The 23040-nt window shown below is 32.2% G+C and carries 21 protein-coding genes and 4 tRNA genes; 15 read left to right on the top strand and 10 right to left on the bottom strand.

Annotation, left to right across the window (positions count from 1 at the left end; all coding sequences use genetic code 11):
* Positions 1 to 34: 34 nt before the first annotated feature.
* A complete protein-coding gene (locus tag H3S74_RS06135; RefSeq protein ID WP_146208311.1) occupies positions 35 to 991 on the bottom strand; it encodes a tetratricopeptide repeat protein in 957 nt (318 codons plus the stop codon).
* Positions 992 to 1386: 395 nt separating this feature from the next.
* On the opposite strand from H3S74_RS06135, the gene H3S74_RS06140 reads away from it, so the two are divergent.
* Entirely contained in the window at positions 1387 to 3348 is a 1962-nt protein-coding gene (locus H3S74_RS06140) for a glycoside hydrolase family 3 protein (protein ID WP_110447440.1), read from the top strand.
* 115 nt (positions 3349 to 3463) lie between these two features.
* Here the strand turns inward: H3S74_RS06140 and H3S74_RS06145 are convergent, their stop codons facing one another.
* The 4 genes from H3S74_RS06145 to H3S74_RS06160 form a co-directional block, all read right to left on the bottom strand.
* Entirely contained in the window at positions 3464 to 4081 is a 618-nt protein-coding gene (locus tag H3S74_RS06145; protein ID WP_198247489.1) for a tetratricopeptide repeat protein, read from the bottom strand.
* 781 nt (positions 4082 to 4862) lie between these two features.
* Positions 4863 to 4938, bottom strand: a tRNA-Lys gene (locus H3S74_RS06150).
* A 16-nt stretch (positions 4939 to 4954) separates the two neighbouring features.
* A tRNA-Val gene (locus tag H3S74_RS06155) sits at positions 4955 to 5030 on the bottom strand.
* A gap of 35 nt (positions 5031 to 5065) precedes the next feature.
* Positions 5066 to 5141, bottom strand: a tRNA-Val gene (locus H3S74_RS06160).
* 200 nt (positions 5142 to 5341) lie between these two features.
* Between H3S74_RS06160 and H3S74_RS06165 the strand changes: the two genes are divergently transcribed.
* The 6 genes from H3S74_RS06165 to tusA all read left to right on the top strand — a co-directional run bounded on the left by H3S74_RS06165 (position 5342) and on the right by tusA (position 9625).
* A complete protein-coding gene (locus H3S74_RS06165) occupies positions 5342 to 6289 on the top strand; it encodes a PilN domain-containing protein (RefSeq protein WP_198247490.1) in 948 nt (315 codons plus the stop codon).
* Positions 6282 to 6755 (top strand): hypothetical protein, encoded by a 474-nt coding sequence (locus H3S74_RS06170; RefSeq protein WP_110447443.1) that lies wholly within the window; start codon positions 6282 to 6284, stop codon positions 6753 to 6755. Before H3S74_RS06165 ends, H3S74_RS06170 begins: the two co-directional genes overlap by 8 nt.
* Positions 6752 to 7123, top strand: a complete 372-nt coding sequence (locus H3S74_RS06175; protein ID WP_110447444.1) for a hypothetical protein — start codon at positions 6752 to 6754, stop codon at positions 7121 to 7123. Before H3S74_RS06170 ends, H3S74_RS06175 begins: the two co-directional genes overlap by 4 nt.
* 29 nt (positions 7124 to 7152) lie before the next feature.
* Positions 7153 to 8445 (top strand): secretin N-terminal domain-containing protein, encoded by a 1293-nt coding sequence (locus tag H3S74_RS06180; protein ID WP_110447445.1) that lies wholly within the window; start codon positions 7153 to 7155, stop codon positions 8443 to 8445.
* Between the two features lie 116 nt (positions 8446 to 8561).
* Positions 8562 to 9368: a Cof-type HAD-IIB family hydrolase gene (locus tag H3S74_RS06185; protein ID WP_110447446.1), complete on the top strand. Its 807-nt coding sequence runs from the start codon at positions 8562 to 8564 to the stop codon at positions 9366 to 9368.
* Between the two features lie 26 nt (positions 9369 to 9394).
* Entirely contained in the window at positions 9395 to 9625 is a 231-nt protein-coding gene (gene tusA, locus H3S74_RS06190; RefSeq protein WP_110447447.1) for a sulfurtransferase TusA, read from the top strand.
* A gap of 39 nt (positions 9626 to 9664) precedes the next feature.
* On the opposite strand, the gene H3S74_RS06195 is transcribed toward tusA, so the two are convergent.
* A complete protein-coding gene (locus H3S74_RS06195) occupies positions 9665 to 10069 on the bottom strand; it encodes a protein YgfX (protein WP_110447448.1) in 405 nt (134 codons plus the stop codon).
* 434 nt (positions 10070 to 10503) lie between these two features.
* Here H3S74_RS06195 and H3S74_RS06200 point away from each other — a divergent pair, with 434 nt between their 5' ends.
* The 5 genes from H3S74_RS06200 to H3S74_RS06220 all read left to right on the top strand — a co-directional run bounded on the left by H3S74_RS06200 (position 10504) and on the right by H3S74_RS06220 (position 15018).
* Positions 10504 to 13044: a penicillin-binding protein 1A gene (locus H3S74_RS06200; protein WP_220000037.1), complete on the top strand. Its 2541-nt coding sequence runs from the start codon at positions 10504 to 10506 to the stop codon at positions 13042 to 13044.
* 13 nt (positions 13045 to 13057) lie between these two features.
* On the top strand, positions 13058 to 13621 hold the full coding sequence (gene rsmD / locus H3S74_RS06205) for a 16S rRNA (guanine(966)-N(2))-methyltransferase RsmD (protein ID WP_198220677.1): 564 nt from the start codon (positions 13058 to 13060) through the stop codon (positions 13619 to 13621).
* Positions 13621 to 13878 (top strand): DUF1145 domain-containing protein, encoded by a 258-nt coding sequence (locus H3S74_RS06210; RefSeq protein WP_086359615.1) that lies wholly within the window; start codon positions 13621 to 13623, stop codon positions 13876 to 13878. The genes rsmD and H3S74_RS06210 overlap by 1 nt, the downstream gene beginning before the upstream one ends.
* A 71-nt stretch (positions 13879 to 13949) precedes the next feature.
* A tRNA-Gly gene (locus H3S74_RS06215) sits at positions 13950 to 14025 on the top strand.
* Positions 14026 to 14742: 717 nt separating this feature from the next.
* Complete coding sequence (locus H3S74_RS06220) at positions 14743 to 15018, top strand: hypothetical protein (RefSeq protein ID WP_110447450.1); 276 nt, start codon at positions 14743 to 14745, stop codon at positions 15016 to 15018.
* A gap of 797 nt (positions 15019 to 15815) precedes the next feature.
* Here the strand turns inward: H3S74_RS06220 and H3S74_RS06225 are convergent.
* Positions 15816 to 16745 (bottom strand): LysR family transcriptional regulator, encoded by a 930-nt coding sequence (locus H3S74_RS06225; RefSeq protein ID WP_198247491.1) that lies wholly within the window; start codon positions 16743 to 16745, stop codon positions 15816 to 15818.
* A 111-nt stretch (positions 16746 to 16856) separates the two neighbouring features.
* Between H3S74_RS06225 and H3S74_RS06230 the strand changes: the two genes are divergently transcribed.
* From H3S74_RS06230 to H3S74_RS06240, 3 genes are all read left to right on the top strand, one after another.
* On the top strand, positions 16857 to 17603 hold the full coding sequence (locus tag H3S74_RS06230; protein ID WP_198247492.1) for an SDR family NAD(P)-dependent oxidoreductase: 747 nt from the start codon (positions 16857 to 16859) through the stop codon (positions 17601 to 17603).
* 189 nt (positions 17604 to 17792) lie between these two features.
* Positions 17793 to 18314: a DUF2867 domain-containing protein gene (locus H3S74_RS06235; protein WP_198220670.1), complete on the top strand. Its 522-nt coding sequence runs from the start codon at positions 17793 to 17795 to the stop codon at positions 18312 to 18314.
* A gap of 159 nt (positions 18315 to 18473) precedes the next feature.
* Positions 18474 to 18755 carry a YciI family protein gene (locus H3S74_RS06240; RefSeq protein ID WP_110447454.1) on the top strand — a complete coding sequence of 94 codons (282 nt, stop codon included), beginning with the start codon at positions 18474 to 18476 and terminating at the stop codon, positions 18753 to 18755.
* Between the two features lie 114 nt (positions 18756 to 18869).
* Here H3S74_RS06240 and H3S74_RS06245 read toward each other — a convergent pair whose 3' ends face one another.
* The 3 genes from H3S74_RS06245 to H3S74_RS06255 are packed head-to-tail and all read right to left on the bottom strand — an operon-like array spanning position 18870 to position 22822.
* Entirely contained in the window at positions 18870 to 20297 is a 1428-nt protein-coding gene (locus H3S74_RS06245; protein ID WP_198247493.1) for a hypothetical protein, read from the bottom strand.
* A gap of 3 nt (positions 20298 to 20300) precedes the next feature.
* Positions 20301 to 21671, bottom strand: a complete 1371-nt coding sequence (locus H3S74_RS06250; protein WP_198200485.1) for a DUF6384 family protein — start codon at positions 21669 to 21671, stop codon at positions 20301 to 20303.
* Positions 21671 to 22822 (bottom strand): hypothetical protein, encoded by a 1152-nt coding sequence (locus H3S74_RS06255; protein WP_198247494.1) that lies wholly within the window; start codon positions 22820 to 22822, stop codon positions 21671 to 21673. The genes H3S74_RS06250 and H3S74_RS06255 overlap by 1 nt, the downstream gene beginning before the upstream one ends.
* Positions 22823 to 23040: the final 218 nt, after the last annotated feature.

Below are 23040 nucleotides of genomic sequence, written 5' to 3' on the forward strand. Positions count from 1 at the left end.
GTTGTTAATTTCCCCACAACATTCAACTTGAAAATCAATTAGCATTAGCTTGAGTACAACTTTCTTCATAGCCATTTTGGCAAGCTAGATAATAATAATGTTTGGCTCGTTCTGGATCTTTATCAACTCCCAGCCCTTGTTCATAGATAATTGCTAACATGTATTGGGAGCCTGCTTCGTTTTGAGCGGCTGCAAACTCAAATGATTTTCTGGCTTTGGTATAGTCTTGCTTAAAATAAGTACCTTCATAGAAAAATAAGCCTAAATTGTATTGTGCTAATGGTGATCCTTGTTTGGCAGCTTCGATATCCAATTTTACACCTTTAGCCAAATCTTTGGTTAGTCCAGCATAACCATTGTAGTACATTATAGCCAAATTATGCTTTGCATGACGATCACCACCTTTTGCAGCTATTTCATAATATTTTCTTGCTTTAAATTCATCTTTTTCAACACCACGACCATTTGCATAAAGAACGCCTAAATTATAAGTTGCTTGCATATTTCCTTGTTGTGCGGCTTTTTCATACCATTCTCTAGCTTTGACAAAGTCTTGATAAAAACCACTATCATCTATATTTTTTTCAATTCCTTTGTATGTCTTTTGGGGTTCGGCTTCTTCATATAGAACACCAAAGTAAAATTGACCGATGGGATCTCCACTTAATGCTGATTCTTCAATCAGTTCTTTACCTTTTTGTTTATTTTTATCAATTCCATAACCAAAAAAGTACATTGAACCCAAAACTGCTTGTGCACTCATATGATGTTGTTCTGTTGCTTTTTCAAACCATTCCTTTGCCTTGGTAAAATCTTGTTTAACTCCTTCACCCTTTAGATACATGCGGCCTAAATAGAATTGAGCTTCAGCATCATTTTGCTGCGTTGCTTTTTTATATTGCTCATCAAAAAAAGCCTCAATATTTTCAACTGCAAAGCTGGTATTTATTGCAAATAAAAATAAGCTAATCATTACTATTAATCTGGTCACTGTTTCACCTTATTTGTCCCTAAAATTTAATATTTATTGTTACTAAATACATTTATATATGGATCTTTAATAAACTAATTGGCATTAAAAATTATTACCATTACATGTATAACTAGAATATGCTGAAATTATCTAATAATAACGTGATATTTATCACAATTATAATATTTTTTGTTTATAACAAAAGTAAGTTTTTAATATTATGCTAATTTATAAATTTGGATTGTTACTGTTTAGTTGACATAACTATTCGGGCAAAACCTAAACATCTTACTCAATGAGGTGTTTAGGTTTTTTTGCTTTAAGAAAGCCAAATATATTAACAACTAGGGAATATCAGTTTTAGCGGGTATGCAAAATTAATTGGATACTGAGTAAATAGACAAGGAGTTCTTATGACAAACAAACGAGTGAAATTAGCATTATTGGTTAGTGCAGCTTTGGCTGTTGGTCAAGCAGTTGCTATTGAGCAGGTTGAGATTAAAAGTCATCAATTAAAGAAAATTGTAATTGATAATCTAGAATTTAAAGACTTTGATAAAGATGGCAAATTGTCTCCTTTTGAAGATTGGCGTTTGTCGCCTGAAGTTCGTGCTAAAGATCTACTTAGCAAATTGTCGTTAGAAGAAAAAGCAGGGCTGATGATGCATGGTAATGCCAAAAGTTTAGGCGATGAGCTTGGTCATGGAGATAAGTATAATTTAGAAGAAATTAAACAGTTAGTGCTTGATGATAAGGTAAATAGTCTAATTACTCGTTTAGAAGTGAATCCAAAAGATTTTGCTGAGCAAAATAATCAATTACAACAAATTGCAGAGTCCTCTCGTCTGGCTATTCCTCTGACCATTAGTGTTGATCCGCGAAACACTTTCTATTATGGCAATAAAGTAACGAGTAACGCTGGATTTAGCCAATGGCCAGGAACATTAGGTATGGCTGCGATTGGTAACGAGTCTATTATAAATGAGTACGGAAACATTATTCGACAAGAGTATCGTTCACTAGGGGTAACTCAGGCTTTATCTCCCATGGCAGATTTGGGAACCGAACCACGTTGGTCTCGTTTTGAAGGTACATTTGGCGAAGATCCAATGCTAAGTAAAAGTATGGTGCGAGGTTATATTTCAGGTATGCAAAATGGCAAACTTGGCTTAAATTCACAAAGTGTGGCTGCCGTCGTTAAACATTGGGTTGGTTATGGTGCTGCAGAAGAGGGGTTAGATAGTCATAACTCTTATGGTAAATATGCACTCTATACTCATAAAAACAGTTTAGAACAACATATCATACCATTCACTGGCGCATTTGAGGTCAATGTAGCTGCAATTATGCCGACTTATTCTATTTTAAAAAATGCCCAATTAAATGATCATAAAATTGAACCTGTCGGCGGAGGTTTTAATCGCTATTTATTGAAAGATCTATTAAGAGATACTTATCAATTTAAAGGGGTGATTATTAGTGATTGGAATATTACAAAAGATTGTAATGAAGTTTGTATCAACGGTAACCCACCTGATATAGCGCCTAAAGCGGAAGGAATGCCATGGGGAGTAGAAGATCTCACTGTTGAGCAACGTTTTATTAAAGCTATTCAAGCCGGTGTTCAACAATTTGGTGGAGTGAGTGATAGCTCTGTTATTGTGTCAGCTGTAAAAAACAATAAACTGGATGAAAAAACTATTGATAGTGCAGTTTTAGCAATCTTGACGCAAAAATTTGCTTTAGGACAATTTGAAAATCCTTATGTTGATCCTACTGAAGCAAGCCGTTTTGTTGGTAATCAAGATTTCCAAAAAGTTGCTGATAAAGCGCAATTTGATTCATTGGTTTTATTAGAAAATAAAGATAAGATTCTGCCATTGAAATCCAGTAGTAAAGTCTATTTATATGGTTTTACTGAGGATGCTAAAAACTCCTTAAAAGGTAAAATTACTATTGTTGATAAGTTGGATCAAGCTGATGTGGTTGTTGCTAGAGTTAATGCGCCTTATGAACAAAAACATAAAAATTACTTCTTTGGTGCAAGATATCATGAAGGTTCATTAGAATATACTGCTGATGATAAAGATATAAAATTTATTAATGAAGCAAGTAAAAAACATCCCGTTGTTGTCACTGTTTATTTAGATAGACCGGCAGTTTTAACTCCAGTAAAACAAATAGCAAATGCAGTGGTTGCAAATTTTGGTGTAAATGATGATGTGTTATTTAAACGTTTATTAGATAGTAAACCATTCAGCGCTAAATTACCATTTGCATTACCAGACTCAATGGATAGTGTTATAAAACAATCTTCTGATTTAGCAAACGATATGCAGGCATTATATCCATTAGGTTATGGTTTAACGCTTTAAGTCGTCTATTTTGTGCTATTGAATTATGTTAAGGCAATAGCACAATTATTATTTTCAGTGGAGTTTTTAACTATAAATAAGCAATAAATTAAAAAATATGATAATTTTTTCAACATTAACTACATCCACAATCAACACTGCTAGTTTTTTGTTTTTTTGCTTGATTATTTTTCTTGATAATTGCTTGAACTTTTTTGGAAACTACTGATAAATGGTCTTTAGAGTCTAAATAGTTTTGTTCTGCGGCTTTAGCAAACCATTGTTTCGCTTTAAAATAATTCTGTTTAACACCGGTGCCTTTATAATACATAGTTGCTAAAGTATATTGTGCTACAGGATCTCCTTTTTGTGCTGCTTTAGTATCCCATTCAATACCCTTTAGATAATTTTGCTTAGTACCTTGTCCGTTATAATACAACATAGCTAAACTATGTTGAGCGCCAATATGCCCTTGTTTAGCTGCTTTTTCAAACCATTCTTTTGCTTTGCTATAATCTGGTTCAGTTTTTTGTTCGGGTTCATCAATTGCCCCTTGTTCAATACCTTTAAATACACGTTTTTTAACTGTATAACCATTAAAATACATTATTCCAACATGATATTGAGCCTCAGGATCATTTTGTTCTGTAGCTTTTTGATATTCACTTTCAAAATTAAATTCAGGTTGCTCATCAGCAAAAGCCGAACTATAAGTGAACAAACCTAATGATAGGATTAGAATTAATTTTTTCATTATATACCCAGTAATTTTATTACTGTAAAAGGACTGTAGCGAATTTATTCGTTATGGATAAATCTATTGTCGTTATGTAATTTAGCTATTTTATAAGCAAGTTTACAAAAGTATCAATAGTTTTCTTTTGGGCAGTAAAATGGTGATGCGTGAGCTAGATTATTCGGCACATCGTGTGCCTGACCCTTTCAGGGCCAACACAAGTGTTGTTCAAATTCGTTCCAGACGAATTAGTCGAACGCTAGCGTTCTCATTGCTAAGTAATTTATTTGTGATGGAATAAGTAATATAGAAAAAAGTGGTGGGTCGTGAGCTAGATTATTCGGCACATCGTGTGCCTGACCCTTTCAGGGCCAACACTTTGTGTTGTTCAAATTCGTTCCAGAAGAATTTGTCGAACGCTAGCGTTCTCATCGCTGAGTAATTTATCTGTAACGGAATAGGTGAAAGAGAAAAAAGTGGTGGGTCGTGAGCTAGATTATTCGGCACATCGTGTGCCTCACCCTTTCAGGGCCAACACTTTGTGTTGTTCAAATTCGTTCCAGACGAATTTGTCGAACGCTAGCCGTTCTTATCGCTAAATAATTTATTCGTAATGGAGTAAGTGAAAAAGAAAAAAATTGGTGGGTCGTGAGCTAGATTATTCGGCACATCGTGTGCCTAACCCTTTCAGGGCCAACACTTTGTGTTGTTCAAATTCGTTCCAGACGAATTTGTCGAACACTAGCGTTCTCATCGCTGAGTAATTTATCTGTAACGGAATAGGTGAAAGAGAAAAAAGTGGTGGGTCGTGAGCGATTCGAACGCTCGACAAACGGATTAAAAGTCCGCTGCTCTACCGACTGAGCTAACAACCCATTAAGATAGTAAAAGTGGTGGGTGATACCGGGTTCGAACCAGTGACCCCCTCCTTGTAAGGGAGGTGCTCTCCCAACTGAGCTAATCACCCCAAGTGTTTTATTTCTAAAACATCACGGTAAGAATTGGTGGGTGATACCGGGTTCGAACCAGTGACCCCCTCCTTGTAAGGGAGGTGCTCTCCCAACTGAGCTAATCACCCTTACCGTGTGGATGTGCATTATAAGGCACGTCTTATTTCAGTCAACCTTTTTTTTTAAATTTTCTTAAAATTGACCCTGTTCGGTTTAATTTTAGACATTTTTTGGATGATACTTCGCAAATATGCATATTGTTGGCTTATATCCAGCTAATTATGATTATGATTTTTGATATCACTAATCAACATTATTTAAGATACATATGATAGTTTTTAATAAAAAATGTGCTGTTATTACAATCGAACCAGAAATATTACGCTATCAAGTGGTAACTGTTAAAGCCCTTAACGGACATTCTAATAATGAAAATTTAGCTGATATTCCTTATCAAAACTCGACTGATATTGAGCAACTGATACAAAATTTAAAAAAACAGCAGCCAAAATTAACTGCAATAGCACTGAATTTAGGCCAAAGTTACGTTCAGTTTCAGAAAACGGCTTATCCTGAGGTGAAATTAAATTCAGCAGAATTAACTTTATATATAAAAGCAATAATCAATAAACTATTTCAATTACCGGTAAACAATATGTTTTTCGATTTTGTGTCATTAGCAGGCCCTCAAAAAACTATTATGATTGCTATTTGTGATAGTGATGCAGCCAATTATTGGATAGATTTATCCAAAAAGCATGGTTTAACTTTGCTTTCTATTAATAGTAAGTTGGAAAATATAAGATTTAATTTTTTACCGTGGCGCCAGCAAAAAGCAAGGCAGCATCAGTTTCAATTACTACTTTTCATGGTTAGCTTCATTGGTTTACTGAGTTGTTTCTTCTTTTATCTTTTACTTGATGGCCAAACTACATTTACTCAATATTCGAAACAGCTATCAACACAACAAGTGCTAGAACAGCAATTGTCTGCTCAATTAGCAAGTTTTATTCCTAATCCTTCACCTAGTCAAAAACAGATTCAACAATCGCTACAAATGTTTGCAGAAATGCTGCCAGAGACAATCTGGTTAAGATTGTATGAATATGAAGCACAGCATATAAAAATTATCGGTCAAAGTATTAATTATGTCGATATTATTAATTTTAATCAGCAACTTTTATCCAGTCATGAGGTAAATAGTAGCTTGGTTAAAAATATCGAAAATAGTGGAGATAGTTTGTTGTTTCAACTGGATATTGAATTAAATGAATAATGATTTTTTTTATAGACCTATTTGGCAACAATACTTAATCAGCTTTTTGCTACCTTCAATTGTGTTTTTCATCTGTTATCAGTTTTTTATTCAAGAACTAAAACAACAAACAGAGATGCAAATTACAATATATGAAGAAAAGAAAACGGCAATTAAATTACTTCAATCAAAAATTGAACGTTATCAATCTGCTAAAAAAAGTTCGTTAACTTTACTAACAGAACTTGAGTTTGCTAAAGCAATCAAACGTAATCAATTGCACTTAACTTCCTTTAAATATGAGAAAAATGAATTGTCAAGTTATTGGCATATTGAGCTACGAGGGCAGTTTATTAATTTTATGCAATTTATTAGTGAGTTAAATGACAATTTTTATTATTTAAATTTTCAGAATTTTACTATTGATAAGCAAGATACTTATTTGCAAATTAAATTTAACATATTGATTAAAAGGGATATTAAATGAATTATTATCTTATTATCAGTTATTTTTTATTAATGATTTATTGTTTTAATGTTAATGCAGATATTCATTTAACAAGGGATCCTTTTTTACAAACTATTAATTTTAGTTGTCAGGAGCAGACAGATCTCCTTAATAAACAGATCCAAGTTTGGCAATATAAAGGTTATATCCAACGCATAGAGAACCATTACCAACAATTATGGCTTTTTTCTGAAAATAATTGGTTAGCAATTACTGATAATACCGTACCGCATATTTTGTTTCCATGGACTGTAAGTGCTGTATTAGACGATAAACTTTTATGGCAAGCAAGTTTACCTAACTATTGCAATCATACTGTGTTATGGACAATGCCTTTGACAAAATAAGTGACTATTATAGTTTAAGGATATAATTAATGTTTAAAATTAGCCAAATATTAAAAAGTTTAGCAAAAAAATATTTAAATATTGTTATTTTAGTTATGCTTTTTTCTATGTCATGTTGGGCAAATCCTAAAACTTTATCAAGCGCTGAATCGGACGATCTAATTTCTATAAATTTTTATCAAACAGACATTGCTATAATTTTGCAAGCACTTGCTGACAATAAACAGATGAACTTAGTTATGGTCGATGATTTGTCAACCAAACAAACCATTAAACTGCAAAATGTTAAATGGCAAAAAGCATTAACAGTTGTTTTAAATTCTGCAAATTTACGCGCTGAAATTGACGATAATATCTTATTTATATCAAAAGCTGTTGATCCAGAGGTGTTGCTTCAAAAAAAATTACTAGAACAAAAAGAGTTGCAATTAAATAAGCCATTAAATTTGCTGACTATTCCAGTTAATCATGCCGACCTTAATAATCTAGTTGAAACTATTCAATCACAAGGATTATTATCCGAACGAGGAAAAGCGATTATCGATAAAAGAACTAACTCAATCATTATTACCGATATGTCTACACAATTTTCCAATATCAAAAAATTAGCTAAAAGTTTGGATCAGCCAATTCCTCAAGTGCATATTTCGGCTCATATTGTCACAATGAATAAGCAAAGTATGGATGAGTTAGGTATAAAGTGGGGATATACTGGGCACTCATCACAAGTATTAAGTAAGTTTGATGTTGACTTTGGTGTCACCAATGCAGCATCTTCTGTCGGTTTCAATTTAGCAAAACTTTCCGGTAGTTTGTTAAATCTTGAACTTTCGGCATTAGAATCAGAAAACCAGTTAGAAATTATAGCAAGTCCGAATTTGTTAACGGCAAATCAAAATATGGCTTCAATAAAGCAAGGTACAGAAATTCCTTATGAAGTTTCAAATGGTGGTAATGGAGCTACATCTATTGAATTTAAACAAGCTGTATTAGGTTTAGAGGTTACCCCAAAAATTATTGCTAACGATCAAATGATATTAGATTTATATATTACGCAAAATACGGCTGGTCGTTCAATAAAGCGACGTGATGGGGGCGAAGCGTTAGCTATTGAAACACAGGAAATTAGAACGCAAGTCAAAATTAAAAGTGGCGAAACTGTTGTATTAGGTGGAATTTTCCAACAAATTAATAATGTTAGTAAAAATAGTGTTCCAGGCATTAGCAATGTACCCATTATCGGTAATGCTTTTAAAAATAAAACAAAAAAACAACAAAAACGAGAATTAGTTATCTTTATTACTCCGCAATTAGTTGAGTAAATAGCCATGGAGTTGTATCATACTCAATCTTATTTTGTTACTTTGTTTTGAGCCTATTAACTCAATGCAAAATATAGTCACTAGAATTACAATTTATTATAAAAGTTGAGAATATCATGTTTCATTTTGTCGCTTCTGATTTAGATGGCACTTTGCTAAATACTGAGCATAGCTTATCGCCATTTACTAAAAAAATTCTTCAAGCTTTACGTCAAATGGGGATTCACTTTGCCTTTGCTACTGGTCGACATCATATCGATGTTGGTCAAATGCGTGAAAATATGGAAATCGACGCTTTTATGATAACCTCAAATGGTGCTAGAGTTCATGATAGTCGAGGTAATTTAGTTTTTAGTCGTAGCTTTGAGCCTAATCTAGCCTGTGAGTTAGCACAAATTTGTCAAGACAGTTCATATATTTATACACATGTTTATCGTGGTGATGATTGGTTAATTAATAAACCAGATGCATATTCGCTTAGTTTTTTTACTGACACGCAATTTAAATATCAATTTTTCGATCCGCGTAATTTTGTCGCTGATGATATTGCCAAAATTTATTTTACCACTTCTGATGTTGCACATAACCATCATTTGGTTGAACTAAAACACAAAATTGAACAACAATTCGGCAAAAAAGTTAGTATCGCTTTTTCTACAGCAAACTGTCTTGAAGTGATGGCGGAAAATGTAACTAAAGGTAGTGCATTAAAATTAGTGGTTGAAAGTTTAGGTTATCAGCTTAAAGATAGTATTGCCTTTGGTGATGGAATGAATGACTATGAAATGTTAAAAATAGCAGGGAAGGGTTGTATCATGAAAGATGCAAGTCCTGAACTTAAGTCATTACTTCCTGAACTTGAAGTAATTGGCTCTAATGCTGATGATGCTGTACCTCACTATTTAGCTAATCTTTTACTTTAATTTGAATAGTTATATTAACCATAAATATGATTGTTGATAAAGATCTTAATACTCTGGGCTTGCGTTGCCCAGAACCCATTATGCTGGTTCGTAAAGCGATTAGAGAATTAGCTGTTGGTCAAATCTTACATGTTATAGCTGATGATTTGGCTACAACTCGTGATATTCCTAGCTTTTGTCGGCATATGGATCATCAATTAGTTAATGCTCAGATTGAATCTATACCATTTGAATATTGGATTAAAAAATCACATTAATAAATTGATCTGAATAATTTTCAATTAAATTCATTTTTATTACGATAAATCAATTTGTTTTAAATGATAGTGTAGTGTGCGCCAATCATTAGGTGCAAGATTATCGATCATTAAAAATAATACTCTTCTTTTGCCATCACGACATGATTTTAAATTTAAAATTACCATATAACGTAAAAGCAGTGGTTTTCGCATTAAATGCCAACGTTGTTTATGCCAATAAATTTGGTGTATATATTCAAATAATGCCAATTCACCTTTAATAGTTCTGAAATAATTGACACTACGCCACCATTCAACGATTAAAACTAAAATTAAAATATAGATATAACAATTCAAGAATGTATCGGCTAACTGAATAAAACTTATCATAATTAAAATTAAATAAAAACAACTAGAACCCAATAATTGTAAAAAAGATCGAGTAAGATTTGTGCTCCACATATTAATATTCTTAAATTGATGTAAAGCACAATTATTTAATTGTTTTATCTGTTTTATTTAAAAATATAAAAATATTGTGAGATAATACGCAAAATTCTTGAATAATTTAGTAATAATACGGTTAACATCGTCAATTTATTAGCTATTTGGTTGTTGTTTTATAACGTATTGGTTGTAGTAATTTATTAATCAATGTATTAGTAACGATATATAAAAATGGCAATTAACTTTAATTTAAATTTCTTGTTTAAATTAAAAGAATTAATGGTTAAAAATTTGATTCAAGTATTATTTGCAATATAGATAATTATTGCTTTTTATTTTGAGTCTTATCGAGTAAGTAGTATACTCGTCGGTTAAAAATGATATTAATAAATATAACAACAGTTTTATTATCTTTCTTTGATTAAAAATCAATTGGATAGGAATGATTTGTGATAATACTAAAAATATTAAAATTTTGCCTTAAACTTTTTATAGGTTTATTTCTTTGTGGTTTAATTATTGGCATAGCTGGTTATAGCTATTATTCAAAAGATCTACCGGATGTTGCAACATTAAAAGATGTTAGATTGCAAACACCTATGCAAGTTCTCAGTAAAGATGGTGAATTGATTGCTGTTTTTGGTGAACGTCGACGAATACCATTAAAATACGATCAAATTCCACCTGTTGTCGTAAATGCTGTTATCGCTACTGAAGATGCTCGTTTTCATGAACATTTTGGCATTGACCCAATTGGTATTGTGCGAGCAATGTATGTAGGATTAAAGCAAAAAGGTTTTTCACAAGGTGGTAGTACTATCACCCAACAAGTTGCTAAGAACTTTTTCTTAACACCTGAAAAAAGCATATCTCGTAAAGTAAAAGAGATGATTATTGCTATACGTATGGAGCAAGAATTATCTAAAGACGAGATAATGGCATTATATCTTAATATGATCAATTTTGGATCACGAGCTTATGGTATAGCAGCCGCATCATTTACTTTTTTTGGTAAAACTCCAGACCAGTTAACCATAGATGAAGCCGCATTGCTTGCTGGTTTACCAAATGCACCTTCAGCATTCAATCCGATTTCTCATCCAGATAAAGCGTTAATTAGACGTAACTGGGTATTGGGACGAATGTTAGACCAATCTTATATTACTCAAGCTGAATATGATGAAGCAATTAAGCAACCATTAAATGCAAGTTACCATACACCAAATATTGAATTTTCTGCGCCATATGTTGCTGAAATGGCGAGACAATTTATGTACGATAAATTTGGTGAAAATGCTTATACTGATGGTTACAAAGTTTATACGACAATCTCTAAAACAGATCAAGTTGCAGCAACTGAAGCAGTTCAAAAACATATTATTGATTATGATATGCGACATGGCTATCGTGGCCCTGAAAAAATCTTATGGGAAAATAATGAGCCAGCCTTAGATGAAGATCAAATCCAAGCAGCCTTACATAAATATATCTGCTACAGCGGTATGTGTCCAGCAGTGGTATTAGAATCGAATGATAAAGAAGCAAAAGCTGTATTATCTGATAAAAGTAATATTACCATTGCTTATCAAGATATGAAGTGGGCAAGAAAATTTATTAATGATAATCAACAAGGTGCTTCACCAAGAAAAGTTAACGATACATTAAAAGCAGGTCAATTAATTTGGGTGAAAAAATCTGGTGATAACTGGGCTTTAGCGCAAATACCTGCTGTTAATGCTGCATTGGTTTCTCTTGATTCGGATAATGGGGCTATTAAGGCTATTGTTGGTGGTTACGATTTCAATTTAAGTAAATTTAATCGTGCAACACAAGCATTACGTCAGTTGGGCTCTAATATTAAACCATTTATCTATACAGCAACTTTAGAACAGGGCTTAACTATGGCAACTCTGCTTAATGACGCACCTATTGTGCGGACTACTGGTAGTGTGACATGGCGTCCTAAAAATTCACCACCAACCTACGCAGGGCCATTAAGAATGCGAATCGGTTTAGGAATGTCTAAAAACGTGATGATGGTAAGGGCACTACGTGCTATAGGTATCGACTATGCGGCAACCTATTTAGAACGTTTCGGATTCCCGAAAGAAAATATTTCTCATAATGAATCATTAGCCTTAGGTTCAGCATCATTTACACCATTACAAGTTGCTAGGGCATATTCAGTAATCGTGAACGGTGGTTATTTAATCACGCCATATTTAATTGAAAAAATCGAGCACGATAATGGCAGTGGAGTGTTTTATCAACACCAACCATTGATTGCTTGTCATAATTGTAAAGATGAGGTTGTGAAATTTGATTCAGTTTCAGTATCGTTAGATAATGTTGAAAACGAATCGAATGAACTTGGTAATGAAGAGCCTGAAGAGGCTAATCTTAAGTCAGAAGATAATTTAATCTTACCTGATATTAATAATGATAACAAAACCGCTGATGTAACACCTAAATATGCGCCACATACGGTTGATAGTGGTATTGCTTATATTATGAAAGATGGTTTACGTACCATCGTGTTTGGTGGCTCTGATTGGCAAGGTACAGCGTGGCGTGTAAAAGCCTTGGGTCGAAGAGACGTTGGTGGTAAAACTGGTACTACTAACCAATCGAAAGATGTTTGGTTTTCTGGGTTTGGTGGCAACATTGTAACATCGGTTTGGATGGGCTTTGATGATCACCGTCGTGCTTTAGGGCGGACTTTCCGTGCCGAAGCTGGTGCAGTTACAGCTAATCCAGTCTGGGTTGATTATATGAAAGTAGCTCTTAAAGATGTGCCAGAAAAACAAGATGTAAAACCAGATAATGTGATTTCAGTGACAATTGATCAACGAACAGGCATGTTACCAGGTTCTGGTGCAAGAACAATGTCAGAATATTTTATTAAAGGAACTGAGCCAACTACATATGGATCACAAGAAGTTGGTACTAGTGTGACGGATTCACAAGGCAATACTCAAGAACTATTCTAAGTAAGGTTATTATATGAATGGTTCAATAAGAATTATTGGTGGTAAATGGCGCGGTAGAAAATTGTCGGTTCTTGATAAGCAAGGCCTGCGCCCAACCACAGATAGGGTAAAAGAAACTTTGTATAATTGGTTAATGCCAATTATACAAAATAGCAATTGTTTAGATTGTTTTTCAGGTAGTGGTTCATTAGGTTTTGAAGCTGCATCACGTGGAGCTCAATCAGTCACTTTATTAGAGAAAGACAAGCAGGTGGCTAATCAGCTGAAAAAAAATAAACAACTCATTGCAAGTGATAATATTGACATTTATGCAACTGATACTTTTCAATGGTTAAATAAACCTGCGCAAAAACAATTTGATATTGTTTTTATCGATCCACCTTTTCATCAATCATTGATTGAAAAGACAGTGAAACTCCTTGAAAATAATCATTGGCTTAATTTATCCGCTTATATTTACATCGAGACTGAAACCACTCATGATTTAACTAGCTATATTCCATCAAATTGGTATTTACATAGAGAGAAAACAGCCGGACAAGTTCATAGCTATCTATTTATACGAGAAGACAAATAATGTTTATACTTTTGGGTAAATTAATCTATTCATTTATATGGTTATTTTTATTATTTAACTTAGTTCATCCATTTCCAAAGCCAGCCAATGTTGTTGCATACGTTGGATTGGCCGCTTTTGCTATAACACATGGCTTACAAGCTTGGTTATTACAATCAACGATGACCAATCAAGAAAAGCAGCAGGATAAATATAAAGCACTTAGACTTTTTATTTTTGGTGTTTTTGAAACACTTAGCTGGAAGAACAAAAAATAACGGTTAAAAAAGGTTGCCATACACGAATATTTTTGTATAATGCTCACCACTTCTTTCGAAGCATTCAATATGCGGGAATAGCTCAGTTGGTAGAGCGCAACCTTGCCAAGGTTGAGGTCGCGAGTTCGAACCTCGTTTCCCGCTCCAATTTAAGATTTATAGTATCCTACAATCAACAGTTAACTTATTTCCCTTTTTGGAACTGTCAATAATTGCCATCTCTGTGTCTATATAAGTACATAAATGAAATGCATCAATTCTACTACAGACATACCGACTCAATTATAGAACTCACTAATCAACAAGGTACTATTGTTTTGTGAGCCAATTATAAGACATGGTGTAACGTTGATAGCTTATGTATCAATAAAATTGAACAAAACCTAAAATATCAAAGCTAATATTTTGGTGAAGAAGCCAGATTATATTACGAAACTTTTAAGTTTTATGAGAAGTAAATAGGGAGATTTATCACTCCAAATCCGATTATGTTATTGGTTGGGATTAACTTATATTAGTATACTTCTAATCCAATAGTTTGGTTTGATCTTTTTGGAATAGATACTATGTCAGATAGTGTCATTGTTTGTAGAAGATGAGTTTGTTTTCCAGATTCATTGGCGATAAAATAGACACAAAGAAAATTCGTAAAATGTTTCTGTTAACTATAGATTTACAAAAACATTAGATAATTAGGTAATGGAATATAACGTAATAATGTTGGTGACATACGAGCAACAGGAGGGAGATATCCTCTCCAAATGCTTCTAATCCAAATCATGCAAGCTTATGAGGAATGAATCGTTAAAAAGCGGCATAGTTAATGGATATTTCAAAATTATTGTAGAAGAAAGGTAATGTTTAATGAAAAGTATACTTACAGATCAGGAACTTAAAGAAATATCAGATCGTTGTAGTAAAGCAACAAATGGTCCTTGGATTTCTTATGTAGAAGGAAGGGATCACGTTAGTGGTTCAAATTTTATCATGACTGGTTTAGATGATAATAGAGGTGAAGATATAGAGTTATTCGGCGCAACAATCGATGATCAAGATTTTATTGCTCATGCTCGACAAGATATTCCAAAATTATTAGCGGAAATAGAGTCATTAAAGAAGCAACTTAAAATAATAAGTTAATAATTATGGTATACAGGACTATGCTGCATAAGCAAAATAGAGAAACTTACTTCTATAAAATAGGTAGCTACGCCCAGTTAGATCTATTGATACCAAAATATAAAATAGATCAAGTCTATTACAACCATAATGGCGGATGGGTTTATCCATATCCCTCATTAATGAATAGGGAACAATCGTTTGATAAGTCAATTACAAAGCATGAGGCGAGATAGATAGTTTTTGCATTAATGAAATAGAGAAAAATCTGCGTTCTCAATGCAATGACTTTGATAAAAAACTGAGTTACATTACAATATCTTCAGGTATTATGATAAGCATTTACTATTGAAAGACGCGATTGGTTTATTAGAAAGGAAGAATCTTTGCTTATAAACCTGATCCTATTACTTAAATTGATCTGCGTAGATTATTATTTATAATTTAAAAGACCAAACCAAATACAGAAACTCACCATAATACTACACCCCATAAGTTAAATAGAGTGTTTAACCAAAAGATAGCTAATATCGCATAAGTAATCGTATCAAAATGATGTTTGTTCTTTACTTTTTTGTAATTTGAATTGATATACTCGCCATATCACTAATTGAATTATTATTCATAAATTAAAAAACTCTGAAAGCATAGACTAATGACAATATTTTTATTGTTTCTTAATACTTATCTATTTTATCGCCTTATCTACTCTTATTGAGGTCAGAAGTTTGGTAGTGGCTACACGAATTTAAAAGAAGTAAGTCCCAACTATGAATCGATTGTATTTCTATTATAGAGTAGAATAGTTTTTTATTTAATTATAAATAATCTTGTTTTGTTATGCTCATATATTCTATTAAACTATCAACAAATAACCTTACATTCAGCGGTAGGTATTTGGCATGTGGGTATAATAAAAAGAATGGCCGTGTTGCGCCATTAAATTCCTTCAATACCTCAACGAGTTCACCACTTTTTAATTCTTTTTCTATTGAAAAACGATAAACTTGCATAAGGCCAGCATGATTTTTGACTAATTCATTAGTTGCCAAAAAATCATCCAATATAGTAAAGTTGCCTTTTATTTCTAACTCTATTGGTTTTCCTTTTTTACAGAAATGCCATAATATTTTACGTCCTGTACTCGGTAATTCAAATTCAATACAATTATGTTTTTTTAAATCTTCTAACATAACTGGGATCCCCATATTTTGTAAATATGTTGGGGTTGCCACAACAATTAATTCTGAATCCTCTAATTTTCTGGCGATTAGATTACAGTCTTTCGGTTTTTGTCCTCTTATTGCTATATCAAAATTATCTTCGGAAAAAATTATATTGCGATTACTAGAATGTATATCAATATGGATATTTGGATACTTTTTCTGAAATAGTAGCAAAAAGGGAATTAGTCTAAAATGGGTAAATGGTGTTGGTGCACTTATTCTTATCAAACCGTGCAATGAACTTTGTGTGTTCTTTATTGTAAGTTCTGCATCATTTAACTGATTTAACGCTTGTCGGCATTGATCATAATATTCCTGCCCGAAAGATGTAACGCGCAATTGGCGTGTTGTTCTGACAAACAATCGGACATTTAATCTATCTTCTAAACGAGCAATTGATCGGCTAACCGCTGATGGTGTAATACCTAGCATGTTTGCAGCTGCTGTAAAACTGCCTTTTTCAACAGTAAGGCAAAAGTGTTCGATACTACTTAACTGAAAATCTTTGTAATGACGTGACATAATTCCATTAATTACATTATGTAATAACTGTAATTAATTATAGCCTGTTTTTCAATTTTAAAACATAGATTACAGTATTGCTAAATGTTAAATATATTACTGGAGAGTTTCATGAGTATTTCAAATAAAACAGCTATTATTACTGGCGCTGCTGGGGGGATAGGTTCAGCACTTGTCAAAGCATATCTAGAGTTAAATTATAATGTTGTGGCTAATGGCCGTAATAGTGCTAATTTAGAGGCTATAGCTGTTAAGTTGGGTAACCCTGAGCGTTTACTTCTTATTTCTGGCGATATCGGTAAACCAGAAACTTCGAAAAAATTATTTGCCAAAGCGATAGAGCGTTTTAATAAAGTTGATGTTTTAATTAATAATGCAGGAATTTTTATTGCAAAACCTATTATTAATTATACTGAGGAAGATGTTGATACAATCATCAATACCAATTTGAAAGGCTTTTTTTATCCATCACAAACAGCTGCTAACCATATGATGAATAACGGCACTGGTCATATCATTAATATAACAGCATCAATTGCTATTCAGCCGAATGCTAAGTTACCTACATTATTACCTGTATTGATCAAAGGGGGAATAAATCAAGCTACGCGAGCATTAGCTTTAGAATTATCTTCATCAAATATACAAGTGAATGCCATTGCTCCAGGTGTAATTGATACCCCCCTTAATGCAATTCATAATGCAAAAGATAGAGTAAATTTAGCTAAAATGTCTCCTATGGAAAAAATTGGCAATCCGCAAAATATCGTTGATGCAGCTGTTTATTTAACGCAAAGTGAATTTGTTACAGGAACGACAATGATAGTAGATGGTGGCGCCTCAACGGGTGTTTGGTAGAAAAATAATTAAAGTTAAATAAAACTGCAAGTAATAACTATTTATATATTATTGATTGATAAATGTATAATCATACTGCAAAATTAGTTAATAATGTTATTTACTTGCAAACTGAGTTATTAGTTAAAAGTGTATTTTTTATGCTTTTAACCTAGCTAATAAGTTAGTTACAACTTAATTGAGTTAGTCATGGATGCTAAGAAAACAAATATTATTAATAAATTAAATAGGTTATTAAACCGTCAGGTTGCTTTAATTGCGGAAGATATTGATTATTTAAGTTACCAAACAGCCTCTATTCCTAGCGATATTTCTGCTTATGACGCTTATAGAATGATGACTCAATCTCAACCTAAATGGCTTAAAATATTATTTAAGATGAGAGATTTTTTAGGCAGAATGGTAGGAATTAGAACAATAAAAGGTTTTGAACAGTTAAGTAAAAATATACCTAATGTTGGCGATAAAGTGCATTTTTTTAACGTTATTGAGTTAGAAAAAGATAAATTAACTTTAATCACTAGAGATCATCATCTAGATGTTTGTTTACACCTTCGTTTAATTGATGATAATGATAAACAAAATAAATTGTATGTAATTACATCAGTCAAAAATCATAATTTTATCGGCAAGATATATATGGCACCTGTGTCTGTTCTACATCCATTTATTGTTAATAGACTATTGATTAATCTTAAAGCTAAAAAATAAATGTATTAGTAAATGTTGGTTGAATTTGATTGCATAATTAATCATTTTTAACTTTATTTCGTGTTATAAAAAACAAGTCAGAATAAGTAAAAGTTTTTAGCTCTGAAAAATTTGGCTAAAGATTTATGCAAATAATTTGAAATATATAAGGAGTGTATAATGATAATTGTAACTTTTAAGTTTAAAAAACCTTTGGAAGAATTGTTAGCTAAATTTGAAGAACATAATAAATTTTTAGATGAGTATTTTGCCAGCAATAAGTTTATTGCGTCTGGTCCTTTAGAGAATAAAACAGGTGCGATTATTGTAGCAATGAGTGATTCACTTGAAGAAGTTAAAAATATTATGAAATTAGATCCATTTTGTATTTATGATCTTGTTGATTTAGAATTTACCTTATTTCAAGCGAATAAAATTTCGCCTAACTTATTAAGTAATTAAATTTACATTACCTGGTTTGATGGGTTAAAAGTAGGTTGCATTCAATGCACCTACTTAATCGAATAATTTAGTAAATACTAAAAAACTTACTTCAATAAAACTAATTTTGTCTATCTAAAAACTATCCGTAGTACGATATCCACCGCCACCAGATGAAGAGCTCGATGAATAACTATTCCTACTGGATGAGGAACTTGAAGAACTTGATGAAGTTCGACTACTACTAGATGACCAGCTTGATGATGAGCGACTTGAGCGCTTAGAAGAAGATGAACTAGAGCTACTTAATATCGACCAGCCACTATTTGTACTTGAGGAAGTTGTATTATTTCTTAGCACGCGTCTAGCTAAAAGCTCCATAACGATTTTTTCAGGAGAATCACCATATTCTATTAAATTATTTAGTAGGTTATTAAGTGTGTTTGAAGAAATTTTATATTCATAAAAAGAACTAGGTATATTATTTTGCCTAAATAAATTTAACGTTTGATTAAAGCGAATAAAAATATCTTCAAGGTTTCCAATTGATTGTTGAAAATGTGGAATACGTTGTTCAAGTTTTTTTATCTGTTTATCTAATTCAGGAATTTTTTTAAGTAATATATCATCTTCTTTGGATTTAGTTTGTAAGGTTAGCTGCTCAAGTTTTTTAATTGACTGATTTTCTAGTAACTTAGCTAGCTTTGAAGATAAATTTTTAAACTGAACGCTTTGTCCTGATTGTGTGTCATTTAATGTATTATAAGCCTCTTGCTTCTGGCATTCAGCTTTATCTAAATCCTGTTCAATTTTAGCTAATTCAGCTTTTAATTGCGGTAGCTTCAAACTGTTTTCAACCAGTTGTTCTTTGTTATTTTTTTGTTTTAAGGCCAAATCGTATAATTTTTTCTGATTATCGTATTTAAATTGCGATTCTTTCATTAAAGATTCGAGTATTTTTTGGTTTTTATAATTTTCATTGAAATGAACAAATTCAGCTAGCGATTCATCCAGATTTCTAAAAATCCAACGACCTTTATAATTATCTTCGCCATAGTTTCTTTTGATTAAATAATTGTAATAGCTATTTTTACTGTACTCGGCTAATTTTTTTGAGAATTCTTTTTGGCATACTTCATAATCTTTGGTTATTTTTTCTAAATTTTCTTGTTCGATAGTAAAACGATTAAACGATGAAACGTAATCAGGATCGCTTTCCAGTTGTAGCACCTTTTGGGTAGTAAGTTCATCTAACTTTGCAAGAGTATTTGTTAATTGCTGTTGATATTGACCAGTTTGTTTTTCTAATTTACTAAGCTTGCTAGTTAAGTCACTATATAGTCCCTGCAATTGCTTAATAATATTTTGGACTTGAGAATCACTATTTTCCGGTGATTCTTTTAAATATATGGTAGCAATTTTTTGATAAATACTAGCCTGTTCATTCTTCAAATTCAAAATTTTATCAAGGGTATCTTGTCTTTCTTTATAAGCCGTATCTAAAGTGGCTTTAATACCCTGTGCTTGTTCATAAATTTTATTTTCAATTATTTTGGTCTGCATGGTTTACCACTCTAAAATCCTTCCAGATTTCACTGATTTTGGACAATTGAAGATTAAACGTCCTTTCGGTTTGGTACAAAGTTTATTGTTATCAATATGCCCATCTTGCATTTTATCGCTTTTAACACTGTTATATTGTTCTAAAGTGACTTGTTGGCCAAATGTATTTACCAATTTTGATTCTCCAGTTTCAATACTTTGTACCCATAATGAATCTGAATGGTTATTGGTTGTCATCGGTCTGACAATCAAGTACCACGATTTACCATTAGTATTGTCATGAGTACGCTCCACTCCCGATTTATAATCTGGATGATCAACAATAGTTAACGTTAAATTGGTTTGAGCTAGTTTTATATAGTAAGCCATCATTTCTTGATAATGTTCGACATGCTCAAAATTCAAATTTTTTAAATCAGCAGTTAAGGCATTTTGTAAAGTAATAACTTCACTCATATCAGAGTTAGGTACGTTTAATGTTTGTAGTTGTTTAGTATCAGATAGAATTTTATTTTCAAGAGCTTCAGCACGTCCAACGGAATGAAAAAGTGTTTCTATTGGTTCAACATCAATATCTTGTTGTCCTTGATTGAGATTATCAAGAATTTTATCAACTGAAATTTGTAAAATAGGATATTTTTTAGTTGCCTCTATAAACTCTTTACTTTGAATTAAGTTGGCCAATTTTTTATCCTTTTCAAGTAATTCACTTAATTCTGTTATTTGTTTTGTGATCTTAGGTAAAGTAGAGGAGATTGAGTTATCAAGTTCTTTTAGATCATTAAGTGTTTTCTGATTCATCTCAAACGTTGGCGATGAAATCTCCGTTGATTCAGTAACAGGAAGATTAATCTCTTGATTGAGTAAATGAGTAATTGAGTCTTTTAATTTTTTTACGGGAACTTGTGCAAAGTAAACAGGAAGTTTATCAATTTGCAAAAATTTATTGTTAAGATCATTTAAGGTATTTTTTTGGGATAAAATATGACTATAAGTCGTATCGATATTATCATTAATTTTTAGAGTATTTTTTAATATGCTGAAGTTGAGCAACAATAAAATAACTAAGATCACACCGATAAAAGGATAAAGTATATTTCTTTTTATGTAACAAAAAGCAATAAAACGAATTAACCAACTACGTTTAGGTGCAATAAATTGTAATCTTTGGTTAAACCAAAGATTAATTCCCTTCTCAATGATTTCGTCATTAACAATTTGCCCCTTAGCTTGATAATAATTTTTTATATTTTCTGCTAAGTTTGTACGCAAAGCGTTATGATCAAGGTGCTCAAGTAATAATTGTTGCTTTTGATAAAGTTCGTCAATGATTGCCATTGCACCTAGTTGGTCACTAAGCTTAATATTTGACATCAATTATTAACCTTTAAAATAATATTATTAAAGCGTTGTTTACCATCTTCGACAATTCGATCTATTTCTTTCGCATTATCAATTGATTCATTACGTAATTCGGCTATTAATTGCTGGCTTGATTCTTGATAATTGACAATTGCGTCGACCAAAGCTCGTAACGAATCCGCTTTAATGGTTGAACTATACCCAGCACGTAAGCTTTCTTCTAATTGCTTATTACCCGCAGAAGCAATGCTTTCAATACCTTTATTCATGCCATCTTTCATCGCTTCTAAAGTTTTAGTGCTTTCGCTTAAACCAGTTAAAGAAGTGATTGATGCACTTAATGCAGTAAAAACAATTTCATTGGTGGAAAAAAAACTAACACTTTGTTGATAAACTCGTTCTTTCACTGAGGTTGTTTGTTGTATACGGGCAAAGACTGCCTCTGCTGAATTATAAGAAACGGTTAAATTATTGGCTAAATCCAATATTATTTGATAACGGCTATCTTCTTGTTGGACATTACGTAATGCTTCATCTCGGATAAGCTCTAAACGCGCTTTTGCCACATGATCATCTTCTTTAAAATTATCCACATCCGCAATGGCTAAAGATAATTTATCTTTACATTCTTCAAGACGTGCGGTTGCTATTTGAACTAATTCTTCGGCAGTGATCTGAGCTTGTTTTAATCCAAATCGAAAATCTTGATAGGCATTTAGAATAATATGCTCACGCTCAATTTGATTACCGGTTTCTTGCGATACCTGTAAATAGGTCTTTTTTATCAGATTGAATCGGTCGGGAATAGAGCCTCGTTGAAGTTTCATCCAACCTATTTTTATTCTTTCAAAAAAATCTAATCGACCATCATCAAGCCAACCTAGCATTTTTTCCATATCCGTTCGGATACTATCAAAATGATTAACAATTTTGGTGTAACGTTGTGAAACTTCAACACCATCTATTTGTTCGCGAACCACTTGGTTAAAAGCACTTTGTTGTTGTAAGGTTCGTGCTATTGCGATAACTCGATTTTTATCAATTTCGGCAACATTATCCAATAACTTTAAAATTGGTGCATCGGCTTGTGGTTTAATAATAATTCCGATTTTATTTAATAATTGTACTGCTCTATCAATATAAGGTATGACCTGGCTAGACATTTATAAATCCTTTAATTTTTATTATTACATCGACAAATCTTCTAAATTATATCTTAATATATTGTTTACAACAATTTATCTCAATATTCTTTATGATTCTAAAAAGAATTATTAAAACTAAGAATTTTGAGCATAGTAGGATATTAATTATAAAATAGTTTATTTAATGGGTAGTTTTTTTGCTTGATTTTCTATTTTAATTTTTGAGTAAAATTGTT

Origin of the sequence: Gilliamella sp. W8126 (genome assembly GCF_016102185.1) — a bacterium.
GTDB classification, from domain to species: Bacteria; Pseudomonadota; Gammaproteobacteria; order Enterobacterales; family Orbaceae; genus Gilliamella; species Gilliamella apis_A.

Coding starts and splice junctions, on each gene's coding strand:
- H3S74_RS06235 (WP_198220670.1), top strand. CDS start 17,793: ATGGATGCTAAGAAAACAAATATTATTAATAAATTAAATAGGTTATTA.
- H3S74_RS06145 (WP_198247489.1), bottom strand. CDS start 4,081: ATGAAAAAATTAATTCTAATCCTATCATTAGGTTTGTTCACTTATAGT.
- H3S74_RS06210 (WP_086359615.1), top strand. CDS start 13,621: ATGTTTATACTTTTGGGTAAATTAATCTATTCATTTATATGGTTATTT.
- H3S74_RS06220 (WP_110447450.1), top strand. CDS start 14,743: ATGAAAAGTATACTTACAGATCAGGAACTTAAAGAAATATCAGATCGT.
- H3S74_RS06250 (WP_198200485.1), bottom strand. CDS start 21,671: ATGTCAAATATTAAGCTTAGTGACCAACTAGGTGCAATGGCAATCATT.
- H3S74_RS06225 (WP_198247491.1), bottom strand. CDS start 16,745: ATGTCACGTCATTACAAAGATTTTCAGTTAAGTAGTATCGAACACTTT.
- H3S74_RS06240 (WP_110447454.1), top strand. CDS start 18,474: ATGATAATTGTAACTTTTAAGTTTAAAAAACCTTTGGAAGAATTGTTA.
- H3S74_RS06195 (WP_110447448.1), bottom strand. CDS start 10,069: ATGTGGAGCACAAATCTTACTCGATCTTTTTTACAATTATTGGGTTCT.
- H3S74_RS06170 (WP_110447443.1), top strand. CDS start 6,282: ATGAATAATGATTTTTTTTATAGACCTATTTGGCAACAATACTTAATC.
- H3S74_RS06255 (WP_198247494.1), bottom strand. CDS start 22,822: ATGTCTAGCCAGGTCATACCTTATATTGATAGAGCAGTACAATTATTA.
- H3S74_RS06185 (WP_110447446.1), top strand. CDS start 8,562: ATGTTTCATTTTGTCGCTTCTGATTTAGATGGCACTTTGCTAAATACT.
- H3S74_RS06140 (WP_110447440.1), top strand. CDS start 1,387: ATGACAAACAAACGAGTGAAATTAGCATTATTGGTTAGTGCAGCTTTG.
- H3S74_RS06230 (WP_198247492.1), top strand. CDS start 16,857: ATGAGTATTTCAAATAAAACAGCTATTATTACTGGCGCTGCTGGGGGG.
- rsmD (WP_198220677.1), top strand. CDS start 13,058: ATGAATGGTTCAATAAGAATTATTGGTGGTAAATGGCGCGGTAGAAAA.
- tusA (WP_110447447.1), top strand. CDS start 9,395: ATGATTGTTGATAAAGATCTTAATACTCTGGGCTTGCGTTGCCCAGAA.
- H3S74_RS06165 (WP_198247490.1), top strand. CDS start 5,342: ATGATAGTTTTTAATAAAAAATGTGCTGTTATTACAATCGAACCAGAA.
- H3S74_RS06175 (WP_110447444.1), top strand. CDS start 6,752: ATGAATTATTATCTTATTATCAGTTATTTTTTATTAATGATTTATTGT.
- H3S74_RS06245 (WP_198247493.1), bottom strand. CDS start 20,297: ATGCAGACCAAAATAATTGAAAATAAAATTTATGAACAAGCACAGGGT.
- H3S74_RS06180 (WP_110447445.1), top strand. CDS start 7,153: ATGTTTAAAATTAGCCAAATATTAAAAAGTTTAGCAAAAAAATATTTA.